At 27.7% G+C, this 18,495-nt stretch carries 12 protein-coding genes and 1 pseudogene; 5 read left to right on the top strand and 8 right to left on the bottom strand.

Annotated elements, in window-relative coordinates; genetic code table 11:
- The first annotated feature begins 261 nt into the window (after positions 1-261).
- Genes BQ2505_RS05605 through BQ2505_RS05595 form a run of 3 tightly spaced genes read left to right on the top strand, consistent with a single transcriptional unit; the run spans position 262 to position 2,823 of the window.
- On the top strand, positions 262-885 hold the full coding sequence (locus BQ2505_RS05605) for an MBL fold metallo-hydrolase (protein WP_074016791.1): 624 nt from the start codon (positions 262-264) through the stop codon (positions 883-885).
- 22 nt (positions 886-907) lie between these two features.
- The gene (locus BQ2505_RS05600) at positions 908-1,849 is read left to right on the top strand and encodes an NAD(P)/FAD-dependent oxidoreductase (RefSeq protein ID WP_074016790.1); all 942 of its coding nucleotides are present in this window, start codon (positions 908-910) and stop codon (positions 1,847-1,849) included.
- 26 nt (positions 1,850-1,875) lie between these two features.
- The gene (locus BQ2505_RS05595; RefSeq protein ID WP_074016789.1) at positions 1,876-2,823 is read left to right on the top strand and encodes an ROK family protein; all 948 of its coding nucleotides are present in this window, start codon (positions 1,876-1,878) and stop codon (positions 2,821-2,823) included.
- A gap of 199 nt (positions 2,824-3,022) precedes the next feature.
- Here BQ2505_RS05595 and BQ2505_RS05590 read toward each other — a convergent pair whose 3' ends face one another.
- From BQ2505_RS05590 to BQ2505_RS05580, 3 genes are all read right to left on the bottom strand, one after another.
- Entirely contained in the window at positions 3,023-3,559 is a 537-nt protein-coding gene (locus BQ2505_RS05590) for a hypothetical protein (RefSeq protein WP_074016788.1), read from the bottom strand.
- 372 nt (positions 3,560-3,931) lie between these two features.
- On the bottom strand, positions 3,932-5,656 hold the full coding sequence (locus BQ2505_RS05585; RefSeq protein WP_074016787.1) for an ABC transporter ATP-binding protein: 1,725 nt from the start codon (positions 5,654-5,656) through the stop codon (positions 3,932-3,934).
- A 3-nt stretch (positions 5,657-5,659) separates the two neighbouring features.
- Positions 5,660-7,375: an ABC transporter ATP-binding protein gene (locus BQ2505_RS05580; protein WP_074016786.1), complete on the bottom strand. Its 1,716-nt coding sequence runs from the start codon at positions 7,373-7,375 to the stop codon at positions 5,660-5,662.
- A 194-nt stretch (positions 7,376-7,569) separates the two neighbouring features.
- Here BQ2505_RS05580 and BQ2505_RS05575 point away from each other — a divergent pair.
- A pseudogene (locus BQ2505_RS05575) lies at positions 7,570-8,775 on the top strand (IS91 family transposase).
- A gap of 285 nt (positions 8,776-9,060) precedes the next feature.
- Complete coding sequence (locus tag BQ2505_RS05570) at positions 9,061-10,347, top strand: ISL3 family transposase (protein ID WP_083232296.1); 1,287 nt, start codon at positions 9,061-9,063, stop codon at positions 10,345-10,347.
- 164 nt (positions 10,348-10,511) lie between these two features.
- Here the strand turns inward: BQ2505_RS05570 and nifJ are convergent, their stop codons facing one another.
- The 5 genes from nifJ to BQ2505_RS05545 form a co-directional block, all read right to left on the bottom strand.
- A complete protein-coding gene (gene nifJ, locus BQ2505_RS05565) occupies positions 10,512-14,081 on the bottom strand; it encodes a pyruvate:ferredoxin (flavodoxin) oxidoreductase (protein WP_074016785.1) in 3,570 nt (1,189 codons plus the stop codon).
- A 101-nt stretch (positions 14,082-14,182) separates the two neighbouring features.
- Positions 14,183-15,379, bottom strand: coding sequence for an acetate/propionate family kinase (locus BQ2505_RS05560; protein WP_074016784.1), 1,197 nt, complete (start codon positions 15,377-15,379; stop codon positions 14,183-14,185).
- 68 nt (positions 15,380-15,447) lie between these two features.
- On the bottom strand, positions 15,448-16,452 hold the full coding sequence (pta, locus tag BQ2505_RS05555; protein WP_074016783.1) for a phosphate acetyltransferase: 1,005 nt from the start codon (positions 16,450-16,452) through the stop codon (positions 15,448-15,450).
- A 424-nt stretch (positions 16,453-16,876) separates the two neighbouring features.
- Positions 16,877-17,986 (bottom strand): signal recognition particle-docking protein FtsY, encoded by a 1,110-nt coding sequence (ftsY, locus tag BQ2505_RS05550; RefSeq protein WP_074016782.1) that lies wholly within the window; start codon positions 17,984-17,986, stop codon positions 16,877-16,879.
- A gap of 22 nt (positions 17,987-18,008) precedes the next feature.
- Complete coding sequence (locus BQ2505_RS05545; RefSeq protein ID WP_074016781.1) at positions 18,009-18,494, bottom strand: hypothetical protein; 486 nt, start codon at positions 18,492-18,494, stop codon at positions 18,009-18,011.
- Position 18,495: the final 1 nt, after the last annotated feature.

Raw genomic sequence — 18,495 nt, 5'->3', positions numbered from 1 at the left:
GTATTAGTTCGAAGAGCCTGTGTTCATTGAGTTGGTAGAACTCATACGGCTGTCAAGAGACTTTATTTTTTATAAAAATATTTTTATTATATATATTTATATATTTTATCAATCCATAGAATATGACTTTTTATCTTTAGATTAAAGATAGACTATTTTAGTATATTTTGATATAATTAATTTATTGACATTAAAGACAGTATATTATGAAAGGAGATTGTATAAATAAATACTTTTTGTATTTATTGTACTAAACTAACTATGCAAATAAAATGTTTTCATTTAGGTGCCATGGGAACAAATTGTTATTTAACATATAATAACAATAAAGAGGCTTACTTTTTTGACTGTGGCGGATTAAATTTATCAAGTTTGTATAATTTTATTGAAGAAAATAAATTAAATTTAAAATATATAATACTAACTCATGGTCATGGTGATCATATTCAAGGTTTAAATGAGCTGGCTAATCATTTTCCAAATGCGAAAGTCTTTATTGGTGAAGAAGAAAAAGATTTCTTATTTAATTCAGAATATAGCCTTTCTGATAGGATATTTGGAGAAAATTTTAAATTTAATGGTACATATACAACTGTAAAAGAAGGAGATTTAATTGGAGATTTCTTAGTTTTAGATACTCCGGGACATACTATTGGTTCTAAATGTTTCTATAATGAAGAAAGCAATATTTTAATATCTGGTGATACTCTGTTTAGAAGAAGTTATGGAAGATATGACTTGCCTACCGGTGATTTTGATATGTTAGCTAAAAGTCTTGAAAAATTAATTAAACTTCCAGATCAAACTCTTGTATATAGTGGACATACAGAAGTTACAACTATAGCTGATGAAAAAATGTTTTTAAAAAGAATTGGTATTCTTTAAAATTAAGATAGGAGATGTATTTATGGACACAAATAAAATTTATGATATTGTAATTGTTGGAGCTGGTCCTGCTGGACTATCAGCTGGAATTTATGCAGGTAGAGGTAATCTTGATACTCTTATACTTGAAAAAGAAGGTATTGGAAGTATGATAATGACACATCAAGTTGATAATTACCCTGGTTTCCCATCAGGAACAAGTGGAAAAGAAATTTATGCCTCAATGAAAAAACAAGCTATTGAATTTGGTTGTGAAATTAAGGCAGCTACTGTTTTAGGATTTGACCCTTATGATGAGATAAAAATTGTAAAAACAGATGCAGGAAATTTCAAAACTAGATATATTATTATAGCAACTGGTCTTGGAAAAATAGGTGCAAAAAAAGTTAAAGGTGAAAATAAATTCTTAGGTGCTGGTGTATCTTACTGTGCAACTTGTGATGGAGCCTTTACAAAAGGAAGAGTTGTATCTTTAGTTGGAAAAGGAGATGAAATTATTGAAGAAGCATTATTTTTAACTAGATATGCAAAAGAAGTTAATATTTTCCTAACATCTGAAAATTTAGATTGTAACGATGAGTTAAAAGAAGCTATTCTTTCTAAAGAAAATGTAAAAATAACTAAAAATATAAAATTGTTAGAAATTACTGGTGAAGAGTTTGTTACTGAACTTCATCTTGAAGTTTCTGGAAATAAGGAAGTTTTCCCTACAGATTTTGTATTTTTATATTTAGGAACTAAAAATAATCTTGAATTATATGGAGAATTTGTGAACTTAAGTCCTAGTGGCTATATTTTGACAGATGAGTCAATGAAAACTAGAACTGATAAAATGTATGCAATAGGAGACATCAGAGAAAAAGAAGTTAGACAAATTGCAACAGCAACTAATGATGGTGTGATAGCTACAACAATTATTTTAAAAGAAATATTAAAATCAAAAAAAGAAAATTCTACAAAATAATTTTTTATTAAAAGGAGCACTTTTTTATGAAACATTACATTGGTATTGATTTAGGTGGGACTAACACTAAAATAGGTATAGTTGATATTGAAGGAAATATTATAAATTCAAGTATCATAAAAACTAATTCTCATGAAAATGCAGATAATACCTTAACAAGAATTTGGGAAGAAGCAAAGAGATTGGTATTAGAAAAGAAAATTCCTTTGTTTTCTGTTGTTGGTATTGGTATCGGAATTCCTGGACCTGTTAAAGAACAAAGTATAGTTGGTTTTTTTGCTAATTTTAATTGGGAAAAGAATATGAATCTAAAAGAAAAGATGGAAAAAATTTCAGGTATTGAGACTAGAGTTGAAAATGATGTAAATGTTATTGCTCAAGGAGAAGCTCTTTTTGGTGCAGCAATAGGTAAAAAATCATCTATTACTTTTGCTATAGGAACTGGTATCGGAGCAGGAATTTATATTAATGGGACTCTTCTATCTGGAATAAATGGTGTAGGTGGAGAAGTTGGACATATGAAAATTGCTAGAGATGGTAGAAAATGTGGTTGTGGACAAAATGGTTGTTTAGAAGCCTATGCCTCTGCTAGTTCTCTTGTTCGTGTTGCAAAAGAAAGATTAAAAGATTTTCCTAACAGTTTACTTTTAAAAAGTATCGATAACGATTTGGATAAATTAGAAGCTAAAAACATCTTTGATATGGCTAAACTAGGTGATCATCTTTCTATTGAGTTAATTGATTACGAAAGTGAATATCTTGCTCTAGGTATTGCTAATTTACTTAACATAATTAATCCTGAATGTATTGTTATAAGTGGTGGGATATCTTTAGCTAGTGATGAAATTTTAAATCCTATAAAAGAAAAATTGGAAAAATATGCTCTTCCAACTGCTTTAAAAGATGTTGAATTAAAAATAGGAACTTTAGGTAATGAAGCTGGTATTAAAGGAGCCGTTGCCTTATTTATATAAAATAGTCTCTGACCTCCGTATTAGTTCGAAGAGCCTGTGTTCATTGAGCTCGTAGAACTCATACGGCTATCAAGAGACTAATAAGCATTTAAATTTATACTTTCCTATAAAATAAAAACCCTGATATTGATATGACTTATAAGTATACTATAAGCCACGTAGAAATCAGGGATTTTTATTTACATTATATCTGAGAAGTCTATAACATATTCGGTAAAATTCCTATAATAAAAAATATTAAACTATACAAAATATTTTCGGATAACTCCATATATAAATTTTCCTTATACCTAAATTTATTATCAATTTTTCTAAAAACTAAAGAAATTAAAACAATTGTAACAAAAGCATAAGTAAATGCAACAATATCCGTTTTGTCAAATGTTCCAACAGCTGTACCATGTCCTCCAAAAAACTTTTGTAGATATTCCTGTAAAATAGTTAATAAATATATAAATAAAAACCAAATTAAATGTAAAAAATATCTATTTCTACAAAGTAAAATTAAAGAGCCAACAGAAAAAAGCCATAATCCATCAGGAAGAGAATAAATGACCCAGGTTGGAAATAAAGGTCTATATATGTGTGCCGACTCCCTAGCTAACACAATATACCCATTTATATTAAAAAGATGAATAAAATTATAATAAAATAATTTTCTACTTCTATATAACAAATAAATTAATATTCCTAAACTCAATGGAATAAATGTCAATAAAAATTTAATTTTTTTCATAAAATTCCTCATTAAAGTAAAATTATAGCAATAGCTTATAACTTATAATTAAAAAAGTCAAGCAGTTATATTTTTATGAACCAAATAGTTTAACAGCCCTATAAATCCTCTCTATTTAAATAAAATATAAATATTAGCTATTCAATTTTATCATTTCCTATAAGTCACCTGACAGCCGTATGACTCTTCCGAGCTCACCGAAATGCTTTCCAGAGTAATACGGACGTCGGAGACTATTTTCATATTAAATTTATACTTTCCTATAGAACAAGAAAAAAGCAATTTATCTCCTACTTATAAAAGTGGGAGATGAATTGCTAGATATTGTTAAAATAATTTTTTCTATTTATATCCCTCTTTTAATTTACAATATTATATACAAAATTCTTTTGCTTTTTCCATAGCAGTAAACATTGAATAATAAGTTCCTTTATCATTCATTAATTTTTCATGATTACCACTTTCAATAATTTTTCCATCATCCATAACTATTATTTTATTTGCATCTTTTATAGTATTCAATCTATGAGCAATAATTATAACAGTCTTATCTTTTATTAATTCATTTATAGCCATTTTTATTTCATGTTCACTATCAGCATCAAGAGAAGCAGTAGCTTCATCTAATAATATAATTGGATAATTCTTTAATAATGCTCTTGCTATTGAAATTCTTTGTTTTTCTCCACCTGATAATGTACTTCCTTCTTCACCTATATAAGTATCATAACCCTTAGGTAATTTAGAAATAAAATAATGGCAATTTGCTATTTTTGCAGCATTCATAATTTCTTCCTCACTAGCATTTAAATTACCTATTCTAATATTTTCATAGATAGTATCATTAATTAAATAAACATCTTGAAACACCATACCTATATTTTTTAAAAGTGAATCAGGACTAACTTCTTTTATATCTTTTCCTCCAATTTTTATACTTCCCTTTGTTGTATCCCAAAATCTTGCTATCAAACTCATAACAGTTGATTTTCCAGAACCAGACTTTCCAACTAAGGCAGTAATTTCATTATTCTTTGCTATAAAATTAATATCTTTTAAAACTTTTCTATCTTTTGTATAAGAGAAGTCAACATTTTCAAAACTTATATCATAGCTTGAAAAATTAAAATCTTCATCTTTATATGAAATAGTTGGGTAATTTAAAGTATCTGAGATTTTAGCAACTGAAACAAATAAATATCTTGTTACAGAATAACTAGCTGAAAAATTTCTTATAACATTAGTAAGTGTTAAACTTAAAACTATAAAGCCTACTAACATTTTAGCTTCCAATTCTCCATTCATAAAAAACCTAACTGCTAATAATAAAAGAATAGGGAATAACAAATCAATAATCACTTGAAAAAGTAAAACATAAGGAACAGCAGTAAGCTCTAATTTTATAGAATATTTCTTTAAATCTCTAAATCCCTTTTCTAATCTTTCAAATTTATCTCCTATAACCCCAAAACTTTTAAAAACTTCTATACCACTTATATATTCTATAATAGTTGAAATTAATTTAGCAGAAACACTTTTCTTTTCTACCCCAATCTTTTCCAATTTTTCTCCACCAATTTTAAGAATAGGTATAGTCAATAACACAACAATAATTTGAATTATAGCAAGTTTAAAATTTATAAAGAAAGTTATAAGTAACAAATAAATACTCAAAACTAAAACCTTTAATAAATCAGGAATATTATGAGTTACAGCTTGTTCAAAATCTGTTATATCCATAGTTAATATATTAATTAAATATCCTAAATTATGGCTATTAAAATAACCTAAATTTAATTTTTTAACATGGTCTCCCATTGCTATTCTTAAATCTTTTGAAGCTGTACTTCCTGTTTTTTGCATTTTAACCATAGCCCAACCACCAAAATAACTTTTAAAAATAAGAGCTATAAGCAAAAGTCCAGAATAGCAATAGATTTTATTCATAGTAAAAGATTTTTCTATCAGTGAATATATTGTTAAAAATAAAATAGTATAAATTATCATATTAAATAAAATATCTAATAACTGATAACAAGTAGCTTTTTTTACAGGAGTGTAATCTTTATCTAATAATATTTTTAAATTATTTAACATTATTTATTTCACCTCCCAAAGATGTTTATATAAGCCATTTTCTTTTATAATTAAATCTTGGTGTTTTCCACTTTCTACAATTTCTCCTTCATTTAGTACAATAATATTATCAACATCTTTTATAGTATACAATCTGTGAGCTATTATAATAGCTGTTTTATCTTTTAATAAATTTCTAATAGCACTTTGTATTTTAGCTTCATTTTCTATATCAGAATAAGCTGTTATTTCATCTAAAACAACTATTGGACTATTTTTAAGTAGACACCTTGCTATTGAAATTCTTTGTTTTTCTCCACCACTTAATTTTATATATCCATCTCCAATAATAGTATCATAGCCATTTGGCAAGCTCATAATAAATTCATGAATTTCAGCATCTTTTGCAGCCTTATACACCTCTTCTTTTGTTTTATCAAGTCCCATTTTGATATTTTCAAAAATTGTATCTGTCAATATAAAAATATCTTGAAATACATAGGAAATATTGGATAACAAATAATTTATATCTATATCCTTTATATCAATATCTCCAATTTTTATACTTCCTTTTTGAATATCCCAAAATCTACCCAATAAATAAGCAATAGTTGTCTTTCCAGAGCCTGATGGTCCAACAAGTGCAGTTATTGTATTAGCTTTTAAAATTAAGTTAATATTCTTTAAAACATCATTTTTATCATAAGAAAAAGTTACATCATTAAATGAAATATTTTCTTTAAAATTAATATTTTTTAAATTTTTTCCATCATTTTGAATAGGAAATTCAATTATACTTCTAACATTATTTGCTCCTGCTAAAACAAAAGAAAAAGTTCCAGCAAATTGCATTAATATTTTGAATGAACTCAGGAATGTATAACTTAAAAGTAAAAATATTAAAAATGTAGAAATATTAATTTTGTCAGTTAAATACAAATAGCCTCCACTTGGAATAACAAAAATTAATGCTGAATCTACAACTGCTAAAAATATTCCATAAGGTGCTCTGTAATCATCTGTCATTTCATGCCAATTTTCTGTATATTCATTATTTATATCAATATATTTTTTAAAAGAATGTGCTGTTAAGTTAAAGGCTTTAAACACATTCATTCCCTTTATATACTGAGTTATTGTTGAAGTTAATCTTTGAAGTAGAGAATTATAGTTATCTAAACGCTTACCATAACCTTTAAACATAGCAAATTGAGTTAAAATAGCAAGTATTATAGGAATAATTAAAAATATTGTTATTCTCCACTCTAAGAAAAATAAAAATACTAATATAACTATTGGAGTTGTTATTGCTGCTGCTAAATCTGGAATTTGGTGTGCTAAAAAATTTTCTAGTTTTTCAACATCTTCATTTATAGCTTTTTTTATTTCACCAATATTTTTCTCTCTAAAATATCCTAAATTAATATTTCCTAAATGCTTCACTGCCTGCATTCTAATATTATAAAGTATATTAAATGCTGCCACATGTGAAAATACTCCTGATAATATAAATAATACTAATCTTAGAATTATTAAAATTGCAGTATAGATAGCTAGTTTCTTAACTCTATTATAATCTAAATCTGTTTTTAATAGCTCTAAAATAATATTATATATAAGTATATAAGGTACAACCATAAGTATTGAACTACATACACTTAAAAAAGCTGAAAAATATAATTTATATTTTTCATTTTTTGCATAAGAAAGAAGAAAAGTAAAATTACTCTTTTGTTTCATAAATCTAACCTCCTTTACTATATTTTTACATTAATATTATATACCTATAATATTAGTAAATCAAATATTTATTAAAAAGAAATATACTTTAAAAAAAAAAGCCAATTGCAGATTTTAAAAAAATCTTTTGCAATTGGCTCTCTTTTTCTGTAAAATTTATTTGCACTAAAACATACAGAAAGGAGTAATATCTCATGATTAAAGAAATACTATCCCTAGTTAATTTATCACATATTCTTAATTTTATCAACCCTTTTTTAACTCAACAACATTTTGAATATATTAAGGCTTCTATCAACAAATTCTTACTTTGTCGTGATATTAAAACTGGTTTCATTAAATATACTTGTACTGAGTGTGGACATTACCATACCATTCCTATTACTTGTAAATCTAGACTTTGTCCTTCTTGTGGTTTTAAATACTCTGCTACTTGGACTCAAAAGATGACTAATGATATTCTTAATATTCCTCATAGGCATATTCTTTTTACTATTCCTGAAGAATTAAGAGCATTTTTTTGTTATGATAGAACTTTACTCTCTAAACTTGCTAAGACTATTAATGAAGTTATGAAATATCAATTTCATAATATGCACAAAAAAATCGCTCGAAAATTTAAAGTTCCTAAATCTTCTCCTAATTATTTTACTAATTCTGATATTGTTCATTATGGACTTATCACTGTTATTCATACTTTTGGCAGAGATCTAAAATGGAATCCACATATACATGCTCTTGTTTCTCTTGGTGGCTTTACCAAAAATTTTACTTTTAAAAAGTTAGACTACTTTCATGTTCCTTCTATTGCTGGGCAATGAAAGTATCTTGTCCTTAATATTGTTCAAAATAGTAATTATCCTAATCTTAAAATTAAAAATCTTGCTCAAAAAGCTGTTTCTAAATTATATAAAGAAGATAAAAGATTATTCTTTAATGTAGGCTCTGGTGATGTTAATTCACCTAAAGGAATTGTAAAATATTTAGGTAGATATCTCGCTCGTGCTCCCATTGCTGAATACAAAATCACTTATTATGATAATGAAAAAGTTACTTTCTTCTTTAATGATTTAGCTGATGAGAAAAAGAAAAAATATGTAACTATGGATATAGATAAATTTGTTCAACAAATTCTTATCCATTTACCTCCAAAAAATTTTAAAATGATTAATAGATTTGGATTTTATGGGCACAATATTACAGCAAAATTAAGAAATATAGTTAAGAAATACAAAAAAAGTTTTTCTAAATCTGAATATTCTTTTTATGTAAAACAATCTATTGATACATTTGGTGTACATCCATTTATGTGTCCTTATTGTAAAATTATGATGGATATACAAGAAATATATGTTAGCTCAGATTGGTATGGACGGACCATACATAAGGTATATTTCTAATAATTCTCTAATGAGTATTTTTCATTAGAGCTTTTTGTGATGCAAATTTTTAATTATTTTAAAGATTTTTTTCAAAAAAACACTATTTTTTATTTAGTATATATATATATACCACATATATTATTTATATCTCTTTAAATTTATACTTTCCTTATAAATAAGGGTTGTATACTAAATGGTGTTGATAGAAAAAATTTCTATTAATGCCATTTTTTAATAAAAAAAAAATTGAGACAATGAAATTTTCCTGTTAAAATTAAATCGCTCAAAATAACCATAAAGGAAGTGATTTCATTGTCTCCATCTGATTTTATCAAAAATATCTTAAATATTCAAGATAATAATATTTCTTTTCCAGAAGAAAACTATTTTCAAATTATTAAAAAAAACGATTTCTTTATTAAAGTTTTTAAAGGATTTCTTAAATCTAATCACTGTGCTTGTCCACATTGTAACTCTAAAAATATTGTTAAAAATGGTTCAAGAATTCGTAAAGTTAGGTATATTCCTTACCAGAATTACAATATTGAACTTGAGCTTACTATACAAAGGTATATTTGTAAGGATTGTAAAAAAACTTTTTCACCTTCCACTAATGTTGTTAGTAATAATTCTAGTATATCTAATAATCTTAAATATACTATCGCGCTTGAACTTCAAAAAAATATTTCTCTTACATCTATTGCTAAGAGATATAATATTTCCGTCTCTTCTGTGCAAAGAATTATGGATACCTGCTATTCTAATTTTAAAGTTAATAGAGAACATTTACCAGAAACTATTTGTATTGATGAATTTAAATCTGTTAAAAATATTGATGGCGCTATGTCTTTTGTTTTTGCTGACTTTCAAAGTAAGAGCATTATCGATATAGTGGAAGATAGAAGACTTCCTTCTCTTACAGAATATTTTTCTAGATTTTCTTTAAAATCTAAAAATAATGTGAAATATATTTGTATGGATATGTATGCTCCATATATTAGCTTAGTTAAATCTATCTTTCCTAATGGAGAAATAGTTTTAGATAAATTTCATATTGTTAACCTTATTAACAGAGCATTTAATCAAACTAGAATATATATTATGAACTCTATTCAAGATCCTTCTTTAAAAAGAAAATTAAAGAGATTTTGGAAGTTATTATTAAAATATTACCCTGACCTTTGCGAAATAAAATACTACTGTCAAAGTTTTAAGTACAAATTAAGTAGTAAAGATAAAGTAGATTATATTCTTGATAAAATACCTGAATTAGAAATTAATTTTAATATATATCAAGATATTATCCAAGCAATTAAACATAATAATTTTAAAAAATTTGAAGGAATAGTAGAAAAATATCTTGGAAGTAAAGAAAAAATTTCTGAGAAAATGAGAGTTGCTTTAAAAACTCTTAAAAAATATATGGAATATATTAAAAATATGTTTGAAACTAATATTACTAATGGAGTAATAGAAGGTTTAAATAATAAAATTAAATCAATAAAAAGAACTGCATTTGGATATTCAAAATTTAGCAATTTTAAAAAGCGTATATTAATTCAAGAAGGAATTGTTTCAATTAATGCCTAATTTTTTTATGCAATAATGAATTTTAGTAACAATAAAAAAAGAGAATTTTCAAGTTTTTATTCTCAAAAATTCTCTTAATTATGCTAAGTCATAGTCTAAACTTTTTCATCAACACTATTTGACAAATAGCCGCTATAATTATAGCTCCCTTTCAATTTCATTTTTTATTCTTCTTCTTTTTCTTCACTATAATCTAGTGCAGCCATTCTCTTATATTGTCTCCATCTCTTTTGAGCTTCTTTTTTATTTGCTTCAAATAAAATTTTAGCTTGTTCTGGATTAGATTTAGTTAGAGTTTGATATCTAACTTCTCCTGTTAGATATTCTTCATATTTTTCCCATTTAGGTTCTTTACAATCTATTTGTAATGGGTTTTTACCTAATTTTTCAACTGATGGATTATATCTGAATATTGGCCAATATCCACATTCAGTTGCAAGCTTCATTTCAGTTTGAGATTGTGACATACCTTTCTTAATACCATGGTTGATACAAGGAGAATATGCAATTATAATTGAAGGTCCTTGATGTGCTTCAGCTTCTTTAATAGCTTTTAAAGCTTGTTGTTGGTTAGCCCCCATTGAAACTTGTGCAACATAAATATGTCCATAAGACATTGCTATTGCTGCTAAGTCTTTTTTCTTAACTGGTTTTCCTGCTGCAGCAAATTTTGCAACAGCTCCAGTTGGTGTAGATTTTGATGCTTGTCCTCCTGTATTAGAGTAAACTTCTGTATCCACTACTAATATATTTACATCTTCATTAGATGCAAGAACATGGTCAAGTCCACCATAACCAATATCATATGCCCAACCGTCTCCACCAATTATCCATTGAGATTTCTTAATTAGATATTGTTTCAAATCTAATATTTCTTTTGCAAAATCTGTATTTAATGCTTCTAGTTTTGGAACAAGAATATCTCTAATTTCTCTTGTTCTTACAGAGAATTGTCTATTTGCTATCCAATCTTTAAATAGAGTAGCTATATCTTCATCTACTTTATCCATATTTTCTTCCATAGTATGTTGAATTCTAGATCTTAAAGCTTCAACTCCCACATGCATACCAAATCCATATTCAGCATTGTCTTCAAATAATGAAGATGCCCAAGAAGGTCCTTCGCCATTTTTATTAGTTGTATATGGAGTTGAAGGTGCAGAACCTGAATAAATTGATGAACATCCAGTAGCATTGGCAACCATCATTCTATCTCCATATAATTGAGTTATTAATTTAATATAAGGTGTTTCTCCACATCCAGGACATGCTCCATGGAATTCAAATAATGGTTTAGAAAATTGTGAACCTTTTACAGTATCAAGTGGCATTAAGTCACTTCTATATTCTACTTTATTGAATAGATAATCAGCTTTTACATCTTCTTTGTCATTTAAAGAATCTGCTATTGGCATCATATCTAGTGCTTTTGCTGGACATACATGAGCACAAGAACCACATCCAACACAATCAAGTGTTGAAACTTGTATTCTGTATCCTAATCCATCTAGTCCTTTTCCAGTAGGTTTTTTAGTTGCTATTTCAACTGGAGCAGCTTTTAATTCTTCTTCATTTATTAAGAAAGGTCTAATGACTGCATGTGGACATACATATGAACATTGGTTACATTGTATACATTTATCTATATTCCATATAGGTACATCAACAGCAACTCCTCTTTTTTCAAAAGCAGAAGTACCATTTTCAAAAGTACCATCTTCATAACCTAAAAATGCTGATACAGGTAAGTCATATCCTTTTATTGCATTTATAGGTTTTGCTATATTTTTAACGAAATCAGTTGGAGTAGCACAACATCCACCACAACCAGCAGTTTCTTTTGGTTCGTTTAAAGGTGTTACTTCAAGATTTGCCCATGCTGGATCTACTTCTATTTCAACTATATCATTAGCTCCTCTATCTATTGCATTATAGTTAAGTTGAACTATTTCATCACCTTTTTTAGCATAAGATTTTTTAGCATAATCTTTCATATATTGTTGAGCTTCTTCAAATGGAATAATTTCTGCCAATTTAAAGAACGCAGCTTGCATTATTGTATTTGTTCTTTGTCCTAGTCCGATTTCATGAGCAAGAGCAGTAGCATTTATAATAAATAATCTTGCTTTATTTTTTGCTAAATCTCTTTTTACATTATTAGGAATATTTTCTATCGCTTCCTCTTTAGACCATACACAGTTAAGTAAGAATTTTCCTCCTTCTTTAAGTCCAGAAGTCATATCATATTGATGTAGATATGCTGGTACTGAACAAGCAACAAATGTTGGTTTTGAAACTAAATAAGTTGATCTAATAGGTTTTTTACCAAATCTTAGGTGAGATCTAGTAACTCCTCCTGATTTTTTAGAGTCATATGCAAAGTATCCTTGTGCATATAAGTCTGTTTTATCCCCTATAATTTTAATAGAGTTTTTATTAGCTCCAACTGTTCCATCTGCTCCTAATCCATAGAATAGACAAGCTTTTGTTGATGGGTCAGCAAGTGCTATTGCTGATCCTACTTCAAGTGATGTATGAGTAACATCATCTACTATACCAACTGTAAAAGCATCTTTTGGTTCATCTTTCTTTAAATTTTCAAATACAGCTAAAATTTGAGCTGGAGTTGTATCTTTTGAAGATAATCCATATCTTCCACCAACTATAAGTGGTGCATTTTCTTTATTATAGAACAATGCTTTAATATCAAGTAATAATGGTTCTCCTAATGAACCTGGTTCTTTTGTTCTATCTAAAACTGAAATTCTTTTTACAGTTTTTGGTAAAACATCAAAGAAGTATTTAGCAGAGAAAGGTCTAAATAAGTGTACAGATATTAAACCTACTTTTTCTCCTTTTTCTAGTAAGTAATCTATAACTTCTTGTGCTGCTTCACAAACTGATCCCATTGCGATTATAATTCTTTCTGCATCTGGAGCACCATAATAATTAAATGGTTTATAATCTCTACCAGTTATTTTTGAAATTTCTTTCATATAGTTATTAACTATATCCGGAACTGCATCATAAAATTTGTTTTGTACTTCTCTTGCTTGGAAGTAAATATCATCATTTTGTGCAGTACCTCTTGTTACTGGATGTTCTGGATTTAAAGCTCTTTTTCTAAATTCTTCTAAAGCTTTCCAGTCTATTAATTTCTTTAAATCATCATATTCCATTACTTCAACTTTTTGAATTTCATGAGAAGTTCTAAAACCATCGAAGAAATGTAAAAATGGAACTCTTGACTTTAATGCTGCTAAGTGAGCTACTCCAGCTAAATCCATAACTTCTTGAACAGAATTTGTTGCAAGCATTGCAAAACCAGTTTGTCTAGCTGCATAAATATCTTGATGGTCTCCAAAAATAGATAACGCTTGAGCTGATAAAGATCTTGCAGACACATGTATAACTCCTGGTAATAATTCTCCAGCTATTTTATACATATTAGGTATCTTTAAAAGTAATCCTTGAGAAGCTGTGTATGTTGTAGTTAATGCTCCAGCTTGTAAAGATCCATGAACCGTTCCAGCTGCTCCTCCTTCAGATTGCATTTCCACTAATTTTACAGGCACTCCAAATATATTTTTCATTCCTCTTGAAGCCCATTCATCAGTATATTCTGCCATAGGTGATGATGGTGTTATTGGATAAATCCCAGCAACTTCAGTAAAAGCATATGATGCATATGCAGCAGCTTGGTTTCCATCCATAGTTTGCATTCTTTTTGCCATATTGTTTCCTCCTTATTTAATTGTTTAATTTCTAATTCACTATTTCCTTATATAACTAAATATAATTAATTTGTATCTTCCTTTTCGTATCTTCCTTAAAACTATTTTGCTAGTCTAAATGTATCTCTAGCTATCACTAATTCTTCATTAGTAGGTATTTTATATACTAAAACTCTTGAAGTTTCTTTAGATAATTTTACATTTCCCTTTTTTCTAACTGAATTAACTTCTTTATCTAATTCTACTCCTAAGAATTCTAATCCTTCTAATGCTTTTTCTCTTGTCATTGAAGAGTTTTCTCCAATACCTCCAGTAAAGCAAATTGCATCAACTCCGCCCATAATAGCAGCATAAGCTCCTATATATGATCTTAATTTATGCATTGATACACTTTCTGCAAGTATTGCTCTTTCATCTCCTGCAACAACTCCATTTTCCATGTCTCTACAATCAGAAGATTTTCCGAATAAACCTAAAATTCCAGATTTTTTATTCATTCTATCATCCATTTGTGCATCAGTTAAACCTCTTTTATTTTTAACAAATAAAACAGCTGCTGGATCTATATCCCCACATCTTGTTCCCATCATTAAACCTTGTAATGGAGTTAATCCCATAGATGTGTCAACTGATTTTCCATCTTTAACAGCAGTTATTGATGCTCCGTTTCCTAAGTGACATACTATTATTTTTGAATGTTCTGGATTTCCCATTATTTCTCTCATTATTCCTGATACATATAAGTGAGATGTTCCATGGAAACCATATTTTCTAACTTTTAATTCTGTGTAATCTTCATAAGGTAATGCATACATAAATGCTTCTGGTTTCATTGTTTGATGGAAAGCTGTATCAAACACAGCTACATTTTTCTTTCCAGGCATAAGTTGCATACAAGTTCTTATTCCCATTAAGTTAGCTGGATTATGTAATGGTGCTAAATCATTATTTGCTTCAATAGCTTTTAAAACTTCTTCAGTTATTAAAACAGATTGAGCAAACTCTTCTCCACCATGTACTACTCTGTGTCCTAATGCATCAACTTCATCAACTGATTTTATTACTCCTATTTCTTTATCTGTAAGATGAGATATAACAAGTTCTAATGCTTCTTTGTGAGTTGGCATAGGAACTTCTAATTTTTTTTCAAAGTCTTTTGCAACGACTTCGTATTCCATTTTTGATCCATCTATTCCAATTCTTTCACATAATCCTTTTGCAAAAACTTCTTCAGTTTCCGGATTTATTAATTGATATTTAAGTGAAGAACTTCCACAGTTTATTACTAATATTTTCATTTATTCCTCCAAGTATTATATATTTTTTAGTATTAAGTCTTTAGTATCTACCCTTTTTTTATTATAAATTAGCAATCTACACAAGCTTGTGCTGAAGTAATAGCAGTTAAAACAACTATATCTTCAACTGAACATCCTCTTGATAAATCGTTTACAGGTGAGTTTAATCCTTGAATTATTGGACCATAAGCATTTGCTCCTGCAAGTCTTTGAACTAATTTATAACCAATATTTCCTGCAGATAATGTAGGGAATATTAATACGTTTGCATTTCCAGAAACATCTGATAAAGGTGCTTTTATTTCTCCAACAGATTTTACTAAAGAAGCATCTGCTTGTAACTCAGCATCAAATCTAAATGTTACTTTTCTATCTCTTAAAATTTGTCCAGCTTCTATAACTCTATCAACACATTCATGTTTTGCAGAACCTTTTGTTGAGAATGTCATTAAAGCAACCCTTGGATTAATTCCAGCTATTTTTGTTGCAGTTTCAGCAGCTGAAGTTGCTATATCAGCTAATTGCTCAGAAGTTGGAACTGGTATTACTGAACAATCTCCAAACACTAATATACTTCCAAATAAATCTTTAAATTGAGATAATTCCATTATGAATACAGATGAAACTGTTTTTACACCTGGTTGAGTTCCTATAACTTGTATTCCTGCTCTTAAAACATTTGCAGTAGGTGATGCAGAACCTGATACCATACCATCAGCATCTCCCATTCTTACTAACATTGCTCCAAAGAAGTTAGGATCATTTTGTAATAATTTTTTAGCTTCTTCACGAGTCATACCTTTTTTAGATCTTAATTCCACAAGTTTACTAATATAATCTTCCATTCTTTCAAAATTATATGGATCAACAATTTTTGCACCACTTAGTGAAACTTCGTAAGCCCTTGCACTTTCCATTACAACTTCTTGGTTTCCAACAAGGATAACTTTTGCCAACCCTTCCTTTAAAATTTGAGAAGCTGCTCTTATTACTCTTTCATCACTTGATTCAGGTAACACAATTCTTCTATTTGCTTGCATGGCCTTTTTTCTAACTTGACCTAAAAAACTCATTTAAAATCACTCCTTATTCTTTAAATTTAATTTTTAAATTTAAGTATATATTAACACTAATTGAAATTAATTGCAATATATAATTTTTAAAATAATGCTAGCTAAACCTATTATATTACCTTTTTTATTACCTTTTTTTTATTTTTTTAAATTTAGATACAATTTAGTTATATTGTACTTAGCTAACACTAGCAAGAGTTTAATTTAACAATATAAAAAAGTCTCTGACGTCCGTATTAGTTCGAAGAGCCTGCGTTCATTGAGCTCGTAGAACTTATACGGCTGTCAAGAGACTATTTTTTGCTATTTGCTATTTAATTTTATACTTTCCTATAGAAGAAAAAAGGAACTGCTATTCTTACTTTGACAGTATAGCACTTCCTTTTAAATTTTTCAAAAAAAATTAAGTTATACTTAACAAAATTTAATCAAAAATTGCATCAACGAAATTTTTAGAATTAAACTCTATTAAATCATCTATTTTTTCTCCCAATCCTATAAATTTTATAGGTTTTTTCAATTCTTCAGAAACGGCAAACACTATCCCACCTTTTGCTGTTCCATCAAGCTTTGTCACTATAAAACCTGTTAATTCTGTTACTGAATTAAATTCTTTAGCTTGATTTAAACCATTTTGTCCAGTAGTTCCATCAATTACTAAAAGAGATTCATATTCTTGTTCTCCAATTTTTTTCTTAATAATATTATTTATTTTTTCTAATTCTCTCATTAGATTAGATTTATTATGTAATCTACCGGCAGTATCAATTATTACTACATCTGCTTTAATTTGTTCAGCCCTACTTAATGTATCAAAAACTACAGAAGCTGGATCTGCTCCTTCCTTACCTTTAACTATGTCAACATCAGCTCTCTTTGCCCATTCCTCTAGTTGTTCTACTGCTGCTGCTCTAAATGTATCTCCAGCTCCTAATAATACCTTTTTACCCATTTTCTTATACTTTAAAGCTAATTTCCCAATAGTTGTTGTCTTACCTACTCCATTTACTCCAACTATTAAAATCACATTTATTTTATCTTCTTTTAAAACCAATTTACTGTCTTGAGATAATAAAAAATCTGACATCAATCTTTTTAATATTTCATATACTTCTGAGGTTTCCGATATTTTTTTTACTTTTACTTCTTTCTCAAGTTGATTAATTAACTTAGCTGTCATATCGAAACCTATATCAGATTGTATTAAAAGATCTTCTAATTCTTCATAAATAGTATCATCTATCTTACTTTTTGATGTAAATATATTTTTTAATTTTGAAAAAAATCCCTCTTTGCTTTTTGTTAATCTTTCAGAAATATTTTCTTTTGAATCTGAAATTTTATTTTCAACAGTTTCAATTTGAACTTCAATTTCTTCTTTTATATCTTCTTTTACTTCTTTCAAAAATTCTTTAGTATCTTTTTCTATATCTTTAATTTTTTCTATATTTTCATTTAAATTAGTTTCAATCTCTTTTTGAATTTCTTCTATCTTTTCTTCCTTTTTTTTGAATAATTTATCAAAAAATCCCATGTTTCACCTCACTAAGCTTATTTTAATAAGTTTCCCATTCTATTCCTTGCCCTAAAAAGTTCTCTGGTAAATTTACATGAATTTCTCCAGTAGAACTATTGTAATTCCAACCTCCATCTTTTGTTGCTTCATCAAAGTTTTTAATAGTATAGATCTTGTTGGAAGCTGATAGTCCAGAACCAGCTGGCGTTTTAGGAATAGAACTTTCCTTTAATAAATCTTTAAAATACACTGTCCCACTATCTGTCTTGTAAAATATTTTTTCTATTTCATTTTCTTCGTTGTTTAAAGCTAAATCTGGAAAAGTTCCAGTTTTTTGATAATATTCATCTATTGCTACTCTCATAATCTTTATATCTTTTATTAGTCCTTTAGCAACATCAATATCCTCTACTTTATTATTTTTCTTGTTTATAAAATAAAGTCCTAACATAATTAAAATTGGTATCGCTATCAAAAATGGTATTAATGATATCAATTTATTCCATATTCTATTTCTTATTTTCATT

It is taken from the genome of Fusobacterium massiliense, assembly GCF_900095705.1.
Classification (GTDB): Bacteria; Fusobacteriota; Fusobacteriia; order Fusobacteriales; family Fusobacteriaceae; genus Fusobacterium; species Fusobacterium massiliense.
This window is presented reverse-complemented; position numbering and strand designations above follow the sequence as displayed.